The organism is Niallia endozanthoxylica, from assembly GCF_008710145.1.
In the GTDB taxonomy this organism is placed as follows: Bacteria; Bacillota; Bacilli; order Bacillales; family Cytobacillaceae; genus Bacillus_BD; species Bacillus_BD endozanthoxylica.
The window spans coordinates 109772-121099 of the sequence record NZ_VYKL01000020.1 but is presented as its reverse complement, the minus strand read 5'-3'; the positions used below and the strand labels follow the sequence as shown (position 1 = coordinate 121099).

The following is an 11328-nucleotide window of genomic DNA, read 5'->3' as shown; positions in this document are numbered from 1 at the left end:
AAAGTACTAAAATACCATTAATTTACAACAAGTGGGTAAGTCCTGTATAAAGGAAACCTGCGGAACTTGTCTACAGGTTTCTTTGGATTTAACTATATTTACTGTAGCTGTTATTTACCTCTTTTTTTATGGGCTTGTGTACAAATATTCTATATGGTTCCAATAAATGCATGAGAAATGAATGAAAATTTAAAAATGATAATAAAAAATATTTCTAAACTTGTCACAAATGAAAGGTAATGTGTTATACTAATTACATATGAACAGTCAAAAGTATAACATTATTGTGGAAGGGGCCGAATGATGAAGGCGAGAATAGCAATTAATGGGTTTGGAAGAATTGGACGAATGGTATTCAGAAGAGCAATTGTTGATAATAATCTTGATATAGTAGCTATTAATGCAAGTTATCCAGCGGAGACACTTGCTCATTTAATAAAATATGATACTAATCATGGACCATTTGCAGGAGAGGTTCAAGCGGAGCAGGACGCACTTATTGTAAATGGGAAGCGCGTTCAATTATTAAGCAACCGTAATCCAGAAGAACTGCCGTGGAAAGAATTAAAGATTGATATTGTTATTGAAGCAACGGGGAAATTTAATGCTCGCGACAAAGCTGCACTTCATTTAAATGCGGGGGCAAAGAAAGTAATCCTAACAGCACCTGGTAAAAATGAAGACGTTACGATTGTAATGGGAGTAAATGAAAGTGCTTTAAATATTACAGAGCATGATGTCATTTCAAATGCATCTTGTACTACAAATTGTTTAGCGCCAGTTGCCAAAGTATTGGATGAAAAATTTGGTATTGTTAATGGATTGATGACAACAGTACATGCTTATACAAACGACCAAAAGAACATTGATAATCCGCATAAAGACTTGAGAAGAGCTCGAGCATGCGCTCAATCAATTATCCCGACATCAACAGGAGCTGCAAAAGCATTATCACTTGTGCTGCCGCAATTAAAAGGAAAATTACATGGTATGGCGCTTCGCGTACCAACATCAAATGTTTCTTTAGTTGATCTTGTTGTGGACCTTAAGCAAAATGTGACCATTGACGATATTAATAATGCATTTAAAGAAGCTGCAGATAATGAATTAAAAGGAATTCTAGCTATCACGGACGAACCATTAGTATCAGTTGATTTTAACACTAATCCGCATTCAGCCACTATTGACAGTTTAACAACTATGGTGATGGGTTCAAATAAGGTGAAGGTACTAGCATGGTATGATAATGAATGGGGTTATTCTTGCCGTGTGGTTGATTTAACAAACTATGTAGCTGAAAAACTATTAAATTCTTCAATTGTAAATGCATAATATTATATTAGTTTAATAAAATGGGATTATCTTAACAAAGGTAATCCCATTTTATGTTTATAAACAATAGTATGATGTCTATTTTTGTTTGGTGCAGAAATATATATGTCTTTTTTAATATTTCGACATACACTAGTGGATATTTGACTCATCTAAGCGATATGGTCATGAAACGGGAGGAGAAAACGAGTTTTCTCCTCCCGTTTCATGACCATATCGCAACCTTTCAGCGGAGCTGAAAGGCGTGTGAAAAGTCCTTTTCACACGGATGAGTCAAATATTTAGCGGAAGAACCATGTTTACTATCCGTACATGATAGAAAAGGAATTCCTATGTTGATTTAATAAGTTGGATATACATAAACTTCCTTAAAAAAATTTGACTGAACGAATTTGATTACCAGGGGTGCTGGGAAACCGCATCTCTTTTTTATTCATAAATTCAAAATGACTTGTACAAGGTTGATCTTTTTAATAAGATAGTAGATAGGAAATTAAAGTCGGAGCTGATTGTATGAAATGCCCTTCATGCCAAAATAATAATTCACGTGTGGTTGATTCTCGTCCTGTTGAGGATGGACGGTCTATTCGACGTCGAAGAGAATGTGAAAGATGCAGTTATCGTTTTACTACATTTGAAAAAGTTGAAGAAAGTCCTCTTGTTGTTGTGAAGAAGGAAGGCACAAGAGAGGAATTTAGTCGGGAAAAAATGCTGCGCGGTTTGATAAAAGCTTGTGAAAAAAGACCAGTTGCCTTAAAACAACTGGAAGATCTTACTTCAGAAGTGGAAAAGGAGTTGCGCAACCAAGGGGCTTCTGAAATCAAAAGTGATGAAATCGGTGAAATGGTAATGGAAAGACTAGCCAAAATTGATGAGGTTTCCTATGTTCGGTTTGCTTCCGTATACCGCCAGTTTAAAGACATCAATGTGTTTATTGATGAACTAAAGGAATTAATTAAAAAAGAGCAATCTTGATTGCCGCTTGAGGCACTTGTGCTTTTCTAAGAGCTAAGGAATACTCTTTAGCTCTTTTTTCAAATTATTTATGAAAGGTTGACTGTCATGGCTCAACATTGGCAAGAACTTTTACCTATTGACCGATATGCCGTCACTGCCAATGGTCTTTTGCATGATTATGATCGGAAAGTGCTTACCTTTTTGTACCAGCCATTAATCGGTGCAAGCTGTGTAAGTTTGTATATGACTTTATGGGCAGAGCTGGAAGAAAATCGCCTTTGGTCAGAATCTCACTCACATCATAGCTTAATGAATTTCATGGAAATGAATTTAAAGGCTATTTATGAAAATCGCTTAAAGCTGGAGGGTATCGGGCTGTTAAAAACCTTTGTTAAAAAAGAGGAAGACCGCAGATCCTTTATTTATGAATTGCAGCCGTCTCTAACTCCAGAGCAATTTCTCTCAGATGGAATGCTTAACATTTATCTGTATCGAAAAATAGGCAAATCTCAATACTTGAGAGTGAAGCGGTTCTTCACTGAAAAGGCAATCCATGATTCAGAGTTTGCAAACGTTACAAAGGCTTTTCAGGATGTTTTTTCTTCGGGACATCCAAGTATACACTCTATTGATGAAGAAACAAAGCAGGATACATCCATAACTGATGGAGAGCGCTTGATTGGCCGAGCGGACGGAAATAGTATAAAAGCAGAACCAATTGATTTCAATTTTGATTTGCTTTTAGCCGGGTTACATGAAAGTTTAGTCGCTAAAAGCGCTTTTACACATCAAGTGAAGGAAGCTGTAAAGAATCTAGCCTTTTTATATGGAATGGATGCTTTGCAAATGAAAAATATTATTTTAAGTGCTATTACAGAGAACAATGAAATTGATCTTGAAGAACTAAGGAAAGCTGCTCGTGACTGGTATCAATTTGAAAACCATGATAAGCTCCCTGCCCTTATTGAAAAAACGCAGCCCGTCATTTATCAAACCTCAAAGCAAGAACCTGAGACAATGGAAGAAAGGTTAATCCATTATTTTGAAACCACTTCGCCGCTTCAGTTCTTAAGAGATAAAAGTGGCGGGGCAGAGCCTTCAAAGGCAGATATAAAAATTATTGAAGATGTGATGTTTCAGCAAAAATTAAATCCAGGTGTTGTGAATGTTTTAATTGATAATGTGCTGCAAAAAACAGATATGAAGCTCACAAAGAATTATGTTGAGAAGATTGCCAGTCATTGGGCAAGAAAGAATATTAAAACAGTTAAAGATGCGATGGAGTTGGCGAAGATGGAGCATCGCCAATATGCTGAGTGGGCTGAAGCAAAGAAAACAGGTAAACAGACAGCCGCAAAAAAGAAACCCATTAGAACAGAAGTCATACCGGAGTGGTTTGATGGTGATGATAAAGCTGGCAATACAAAACCAAGTAAGACAGATGGAAGTCAAGAGCTTAAAAAATTAGAAATCGAGGCCATGCTGAAAAAATTACGACCACATGAGGTGGATGAACATGGAGAAAATAAATGAAACGTTGAAACGGTTAGGCAGAAATGAAAATTTTCAAAAAAAGTATCAAGAAATGAAAAGGAATATTTTGGAGAATCCTGAAGTAAAAGCATTTATGCTTAAACATAAGGATGAATTAACTCCTCAAATGATTGAAAATAGCATGATGAAGCTTCATGAATATGCGAATCAAAGTAAAAAATGTGATAAATGTCCAAGTCTTGGCGGATGCATTAATTTAATGAAGGGGTATCACCCTGAATTAGTGATTTCGAGAGGCTCCATTGAGATTCATTATGACAAATGTCCGAATAAAATACTGGACGATGAAAAAAGAAGAAATGAAAAGCTCATTCAAAGCCTGTATGTACCTAAAGATATATTACGCGCGTCCTTCTATGATATGGAAAAAGATGAGGCTCGTACAGATGCGATTCAAAAAGCACTTGCTTTTGTGATCAATTATAAAGAAGGGGAAGTTAATAAAGGTTTGTATTTATATGGACAGTTTGGGGTTGGGAAATCCTATCTTTTAGGCGCTATTGCTAACGAATTGGCACAAAAAAAGGTTTCTTCCATGATTGTTTATGTGCCGGAATTATTCAGGGAATTAAAAGGTTCAATTGGTGATCAAACATTAAATGAAAAATTGGAAGTAATCAAAAAAATGCCGGTTCTGATGCTTGATGATATCGGAGCAGAAACAATGTCAAGCTGGGTAAGAGATGAAATTCTTGGTCCCATTCTTCAATTTCGTATGCTTGATAATTTACCAACCTTTTTCACGTCCAATTATGACTTCCAGGGGCTTGAGCACCATCTTACCTACAGCCAGCGCGGTGAAGAAGAAAAGGTTAAGGCTAGAAGAATAATGGAGAGAATTAAGTATTTGTCAGAGCCAGTCTATGTGACAGGCAGAAATAGGAGAAACTAACCGGCTGAACAGCCGGTTTTTTTTGTCTAGTAGCAAAGAACCTGCACTTTTATATAGGAGCTGATTCTAATTTGTCCAAGGTCCCCATATACATATAATCAAAGAAATGTAAAGGGGGGAGACGGTTGATTGAAATCCATTTCCAGCATAAAGAGGATGCAAAAAGGTTGTATGGTTTTTTACAACAATTATTAGACTACGAGTCATTTGCTAAATATACTCTTCATTATGAAGATTCACATATAGTTCAATGCAAGTATATTGAGGAAACTTTCCGTAAAGAAGATAAAAAAGTTTTTTCTCAATGGATTAAACAGTCCTTATGTCAATTTATGCTGACAGTTAAATTAAATGATTGGTTAAGACATATTCTCGCTGCCCATTATCATTATCGAGACGAAGAAGAACAGCAGCAAATCATTGATATTGTACATTCAGTTCTAGAAGGCAAATTGGAAGAACTATCAGTATTTGTCCCAAAAATGAATATGAAGGATTATTTATCAAACCTTATTAATGACTGGGTTGAAGAGCAAACGGCGTTACTTTCCTTTGATTCGTTTATTACCTTCCGGCTGCGGAATTTTTTTAACGAATTGAAAAAATACGTTGAATTGTCACTTGATGAATATAAATTGGAGCAGGAATATCAAATGTTTATCCAAACTCTTCGGGAGTTTTTGGTGAACAGAGAGCCTAAATTGAAACAACTTCATTTGTTATTATCTGATGTTATTACCTTTTTTAATGAACAATTCGAGGAAATTAAACGGGGAGATTTGGCAAAAATGATTGACCGTCGGCTGTTAATCAATCACCCTGTATATGTTGATTCGATTACCATTGCTCCATTACTTTCTCTTGCTCCATCACAGATTTATATCTATACAGATGATCCTGATCAACCCATTGTCCGAACTATCCGAAATATCTTTGAAGAACGGATTATCAGTCGTCCTCTAGCATCTATTGAAAAATATAAAAAGCAGCAGGACACCTCTTTCGACAAAAAAATATAAAAGCTCTTGATTTTAGAAATAGTAATTACTATAATACGTACATAGAATGGATATAAAAATGTAATGATGAGGACATGAGTATTCTTTTACGGTTTATAGAGAGGGAAGGCTAGGCTGAAACCTTCCTAACACGGATTGATTACTTACCACCTCTAAACTTCTGCCGGGAAAAAATGAAGTAGCAAGCATTTTGTCTGCTTAACCGTTTGAGTATCGGAAGACGGAAACAAACCGTTATCTTACTACGAAGTCGTTTTTGCTCATGCGAAAATGAGAAGTAGGGTGGAACCACGTGTCTAACAGCTCGTCCCTTTTTTTAGGGAGGAGCTTTTTATTTTGAGCGGATTTTGAAGTTAAATTGTGTCTAGCTTCAGCGCCTACCCCCCTCTTGGGTCTAGCCAATCCGTCAAGAAGGTTAAAGTACAACCTTCATGCCGGCTCGTCTTATGCTGTGTCTAAGGGTGAACAGGCGCTCCGCATTTCTATTGAGGAGGAAAAGACATGTCAGAGATTGTGAAAATTTCGTTTCCAGATGGAGCTGTAAAGGAGTTTCCAAAAGGAACAACAACAGAAGATATCGCTGCTTCTATTAGTTCAGGTTTAAAGAAAAAGGCATTGGCAGGAAAGCTTGACGGTGTGATGTATGATTTAAAACGTCCAATTGAAGAGAATGGTGCCATTGAGATTATTACTCAAGATCAGCCAGAGGCATTGGAAATTCTGCGTCACAGCAGTGCCCACTTGATGGCACAGGCGATTAAACGTTTATATAAAGACGTTAAGCTTGGTGTTGGACCAGTTATTGAAAGTGGATTTTATTATGATATTGATATGCCGGAATCACTAACACCAGAGGACCTGCCGCTTATTGAAAAAGAAATGAAGAAGATTATTAATGAAAATCTTCCAATTACCCGTAAAGAAGTAAGCCGCGGGGAAGCCATTCAAATTTATAAAGAAATTGGCGATGAGTACAAAATTGAGCTTGTCGAAGCGATTCCTGAAGATGAAACGGTAACGATTTATGAACAGGGAGAGTTCTTCGATCTTTGTCGCGGTGTTCATGTCCCATCAACAGGGAAATTAAGAGAATTCAAACTGTTAAGTATTGCTGGTGCCTATTGGCGCGGCGACAGTAATAATAAAATGCTGCAGCGTATCTACGGTACTGCATTCTTCAAAAAAGAGGATTTGGACGAGCATTTACGTCTGCTTGAGGAAGCAAAGGAGCGAGATCATCGAAAAATTGGGAAAGAGCTTAATTTATTTACTCATTCCCAGCAGGTTGGACAAGGTTTGCCATTATGGCTTCCAAAGGGTGCAACCATTCGCCGTATTATCGAACGCTATATTGTCGATAAAGAGGTCAGCCTTGGCTATGATCACGTCTATACACCAATTATGGCAAATGTTGAATTATATAAAACTTCCGGCCACTGGGAGCATTATCAAGAAGACATGTTCCCTGTCATGGATATGGATAATGAGCAGCTTGTTCTTCGTCCGATGAATTGTCCGCACCATATGATGGTTTATAAAAATTCCATGCACAGCTACCGTGAACTTCCCATTCGAATTGCCGAACTTGGAACGATGCACCGCTATGAAATGTCTGGTGCCTTATCCGGTTTACAGCGTGTACGCGGCATGACGTTAAATGATGCTCACATCTTTGTCCGCCCTGATCAAATCAAGGAAGAGTTTAAACGGGTTGTAGAGCTAATTTTAGAAGTGTATAAAGACTTTAATTTTACAGATTACTCCTTCCGTTTATCCTATCGTGATCCGGAAAATACAGAAAAGTATTATGATGATGATGAAATGTGGGAAAAGGCACAAAGCATGCTGAAGGAAGTTATTGATGAAATGGACGTTGACTATTACGAAGCAGAGGGAGAAGCTGCTTTCTATGGTCCGAAGCTTGACGTACAGGTGAAAACAGCGTTAGGAAAAGAAGAGACTCTTTCTACTGTTCAGCTTGATTTCTTGCTTCCTGAGCGATTTGATCTAACTTATGTTGGGGAAGATGGCAAGCCGCACCGCCCTGTCGTTATCCACCGTGGTGTTGTTTCAACAATGGAACGTTTTGTTGCCTTCCTAATTGAAGAATATAAGGGAGCTCTTCCAACATGGCTGGCACCTGTTCAAGTTCAAGTCATTCCGGTTTCTCCTGATGTACATTATGACTATGCGAAAAAAGTGCATGATCAATTAAAAGCAAATGGTTTCCGTGTGGAACTGGATGCACGTAATGAAAAAATCGGCTATAAGATTCGTGAAGCGCAAATGCAAAAAATTCCATACATGTTAGTTGTAGGTGATAAGGAAGTAGCAGAAGAGGCTGTGAATGTTCGTAAATACGGCGAGCAAAAATCTGAAACGGTGCCTTTTGCAGACTTTGTCAGCGGACTAAAAGTTGAAGTGAATAAGTAACTTCTTAATGGTTTTTACTATATCCAAATGATGAAGGGAATAAATGGATGGCAAAAAACTATTGCAAGATATTCATTTATTTGTTAAGATTCTTTTTGTTGTGATAAAAAATTAATTATTCCTTTGACATAACAATATCATTTGTGATATAGTGAAACAGTTGAAATTGAATACTTTTAGGAAAAGAAGAAGCACCCGCTTCTCACCTGATTGACGCATGAGGCAGTTGACAGGTTTTGCGAAGACTTTTATTAGTGATGAACGGTTTCGTAAAGTGTGGGTGTATTCACCCACACTTTTTTGTTGATGTTATATATACCTGTTGTCACAGGATCAGGTGATTCTTGACCTAAACTTTGTATTCTTATAAAACCCCGGAGGTGTTTAACTATTAGCAAAGATATGTTATTAAATGAGGGAATTCGTGCTCGCGAAATTCGTCTTATTGATCAAAACGGTGAACAGTTAGGAATTAAATCAAAGAACGAAGCACTTGAAATTGCTGCTCGCGTCAATCTTGATCTTGTTCTGGTTGCTCCGAATGCAAAACCTCCAGTAGGCCGTATTATGGATTATGGAAAGTTCAAATTCGAACAGCAGAAGAAAGAAAAAGAAGCACGTAAAAATCAAAAGATTATCAATATCAAAGAAGTTCGCTTAAGCCCGACTATTGATGAGCATGATTTCAATACAAAGCTTCGAAATGCGATTAAATTCCTTGAAAAAGGCGATAAAGTGAAAGCATCCATCCGATTTAAAGGACGTGCAATCACACATAAAGAAATTGGACAACGTGTATTAGTCCGTTTCTCTGAAGCATGTAAAGAAATTGCGACTATTGAATCACATCCGAAAATGGATGGAAGAAGCATGTTCATGGTCTTAGCACCTAAAAACGAAAAGTAAGAGGAGGAATACCAAATGCCAAAAATGAAAACTCACCGCGGCGCTGCAAAGCGTTTCAGAAAAACTGGATCTGGTAAATTAAAGCGTGACCACGCATATACAAGCCACTTATTCGCAAATAAATCTACGAAACAAAAGCGTAAACTTCGTAAAGGTGCTTTAGTTTCTAAAGGTGATTTCAAACGTATTCGTCATTTATTAGACAACATCAAGTAATAGGAAAGTACATGATAACAGGAGGGAAACCATATGCCACGTGTAAAAGGCGGTACAGTTACTCGCAAACGTCGTAAAAAGGTTCTTAAATTAGCTAAAGGTTATTTCGGTTCAAAACATACATTATATAAAGTTGCCAATCAACAAGTAATGAAGTCATTACAATACGCTTATCGTGATCGTCGTCAGAAGAAGCGTGACTTCCGTAAGCTTTGGATTACTCGTATCAATGCAGCTGCACGTATCAACGGTCTTTCATACAGCCGTTTAATGCACGGATTAAAGCTTGCTGGTATCGAAGTAAACCGCAAAATGCTTGCTGAACTAGCTATAAGTGATGCAAATGCATTTGCTGAATTAGCAACTGTTGCAAAAGCAAACTTAAGCAAATAATTCGTTTAATAAAAGCCATTCTCTTTATAGAGAGTGGCTTTTTGCATGAGGCTGAGAAATATACATAGGGGGTTGTTTTATGACTGGATTTATCGTTATATACTTTTTTCTCATCAATATTATTGGTCTTTTAATTATGAAAATGGATAAACAGAGAGCAATCAAACATCAATATCGAATAAGTGAGCAAACTCTTTGGATCATAGCTATTATTGGGGGAGCCGTTGGTACGGCTGTTGGGATGAATATGTTCAGACACAAAACAAAGCGTTTATCCTTTAAGATTGGATTTCAGCTCCTGGCAGTAATTGACCTCTTTCTTTTATTCTATTTTATCTAAATTGTCATAACCTTCCTTGTTTGATGATAAGCTGTAAAGACAACAAGAAATAGGCAGGGAGAAGGTGGAAACATGGATGAGAGTCTTTCGATCTTATTCATTCTCGTCAAAGCGGGCGGGATATTGGCTCCGATTGCTTTTATTCTCTTTCATATTTTGCGTCAGTTTCTATTTATACCCGTAACGCTGGTCTGTATGACGGGTGGGATTCTCTTTGGCTCCGTCCTTGGAACAATCTATTCTCTAATTGGCTTGATGATAAGCTCTGTTTGTTTTTATTTTGTGGTAGGTAAGCTGCCAAAAACGCATGAAAAACTATCCTATTTGAAAAAGAAATGGTTTGGTGAATACCGAAATATTACGGTTGCACAAACGGCGATATTACGTTTAATCCCTTTTATTCATTATCATTTGCTTAATTTTTGTTTAATCGAAAAAAAGCATGAATTTAAAGCTTATGTAAAGAATTGTTTCTTTTCTAATCTTCCGCTAGCATTCTTTTTCTCGGTCTTTGGGCAATTTATTAGAGGTTTTACCCCAACGATTATTGCCATTATCTTATTTTCCTTAATGATTCTTGCTTATTTGTTTAGAGAGAAAGCATCTATAATTAAATGGCGTGAATTTTTTAAAACAGGTCAAGCGTAAGGGAAAGGTACCAATGATATAAATATAAAGCTTTATTGGTGAACCATGTTGGTAAGTCTGATTTTGACTCATCTGTGGGAAATGTCCATTTCTCACGCCTTTCAGCTATGCTGAAAGGTCACTTCTTAGATGAGTCAAAATTAACATTGTTTATAAATAAAGCCAAACATAAAACAGAGGCTTCCGATAAGGGGAGCCTCTGTTTATTCATATGGAGTTTCTGGATCATGGTTTTTTTGGATAAATTCCTTGACAGGGCTTTTCCAATCTATTTTGGCATTTGGATAATCAACTTGGATTATTTGCTCAAGGAAACGAAAATCCTCCCGAACAAACCCTTTCAATGCATTAACGCTATGAGGCCAAATAAAAATCGATACGACATCAAACTGTGTGTTTGTTGTTCCTAAATATTTTTCCCCTTCAAAAAGTGCGCCTTTATATGTAAGAAGGAAATTTTTTCTTACATTGTTAGGATCATCTAAAAGGTAAAAACGCTTTTGTTCATGTGCAAGTTCAAGTTTTCTTTTTGGGTTTAAGATAAACTTTATGGTTCGATAGATGAGAAAAAGAATGAGGGCGAATAGTAAAAAGCGTATGAGCCACATCATAGAAAATTCTCCCCTCTTTAATAGTTT

12 protein-coding genes and 2 other annotated features are annotated in these 11328 nt (G+C 36.9%); of the genes, 11 read left to right on the top strand and 1 reads right to left on the bottom strand.

Annotated elements, in window-relative coordinates; genetic code table 11:
* Positions 1-303: 303 nt before the first annotated feature.
* The 11 genes from F4V44_RS14010 to F4V44_RS13960 all read left to right on the top strand — a co-directional run bounded on the left by F4V44_RS14010 (position 304) and on the right by F4V44_RS13960 (position 10690).
* Entirely contained in the window at positions 304-1332 is a 1029-nt protein-coding gene (locus F4V44_RS14010; protein WP_150440650.1) for a glyceraldehyde-3-phosphate dehydrogenase, read from the top strand.
* Positions 1333-1845: 513 nt separating this feature from the next.
* A complete protein-coding gene (nrdR, locus tag F4V44_RS14005) occupies positions 1846-2307 on the top strand; it encodes a transcriptional regulator NrdR (RefSeq protein WP_150440645.1) in 462 nt (153 codons plus the stop codon).
* An 87-nt stretch (positions 2308-2394) separates the two neighbouring features.
* Entirely contained in the window at positions 2395-3822 is a 1428-nt protein-coding gene (locus F4V44_RS14000) for a replication initiation and membrane attachment family protein (RefSeq protein WP_150440644.1), read from the top strand.
* Entirely contained in the window at positions 3806-4735 is a 930-nt protein-coding gene (gene dnaI / locus F4V44_RS13995; RefSeq protein ID WP_150440643.1) for a primosomal protein DnaI, read from the top strand. Before F4V44_RS14000 ends, dnaI begins: the two co-directional genes overlap by 17 nt.
* Positions 4736-4860: 125 nt before the next feature.
* The gene (gene ytxC / locus F4V44_RS13990) at positions 4861-5754 is read left to right on the top strand and encodes a putative sporulation protein YtxC (protein ID WP_150440642.1); all 894 of its coding nucleotides are present in this window, start codon (positions 4861-4863) and stop codon (positions 5752-5754) included.
* Between the two features lie 54 nt (positions 5755-5808).
* Positions 5809-6069, top strand: a binding site (T-box leader).
* Positions 6070-6255: 186 nt separating this feature from the next.
* Entirely contained in the window at positions 6256-8187 is a 1932-nt protein-coding gene (thrS, locus tag F4V44_RS13985; protein WP_150440641.1) for a threonine--tRNA ligase, read from the top strand.
* Positions 8188-8364: 177 nt separating this feature from the next.
* Positions 8365-8495: a sequence feature (ribosomal protein L20 leader region), on the top strand.
* A gap of 94 nt (positions 8496-8589) precedes the next feature.
* Positions 8590-9093 carry a translation initiation factor IF-3 gene (gene infC / locus F4V44_RS13980; RefSeq protein WP_150440640.1) on the top strand — a complete coding sequence of 168 codons (504 nt, stop codon included), beginning with the start codon at positions 8590-8592 and terminating at the stop codon, positions 9091-9093.
* Between the two features lie 15 nt (positions 9094-9108).
* Positions 9109-9309: a 50S ribosomal protein L35 gene (gene rpmI / locus F4V44_RS13975; protein WP_071395988.1), complete on the top strand. Its 201-nt coding sequence runs from the start codon at positions 9109-9111 to the stop codon at positions 9307-9309.
* A 33-nt stretch (positions 9310-9342) separates the two neighbouring features.
* Positions 9343-9702, top strand: coding sequence for a 50S ribosomal protein L20 (rplT, locus tag F4V44_RS13970; protein WP_150440639.1), 360 nt, complete (start codon positions 9343-9345; stop codon positions 9700-9702).
* A gap of 79 nt (positions 9703-9781) precedes the next feature.
* Entirely contained in the window at positions 9782-10042 is a 261-nt protein-coding gene (locus tag F4V44_RS13965) for a DUF1294 domain-containing protein (protein ID WP_150440638.1), read from the top strand.
* A gap of 72 nt (positions 10043-10114) precedes the next feature.
* The gene (locus F4V44_RS13960; protein WP_150440637.1) at positions 10115-10690 is read left to right on the top strand and encodes a TVP38/TMEM64 family protein; all 576 of its coding nucleotides are present in this window, start codon (positions 10115-10117) and stop codon (positions 10688-10690) included.
* A 203-nt stretch (positions 10691-10893) separates the two neighbouring features.
* Here F4V44_RS13960 and F4V44_RS13955 read toward each other — a convergent pair whose 3' ends face one another.
* Positions 10894-11301, bottom strand: a complete 408-nt coding sequence (locus F4V44_RS13955) for a sigma-w pathway protein ysdB (protein ID WP_150440636.1) — start codon at positions 11299-11301, stop codon at positions 10894-10896.
* Between the last annotated feature and the right edge of the window lie 27 nt (positions 11302-11328).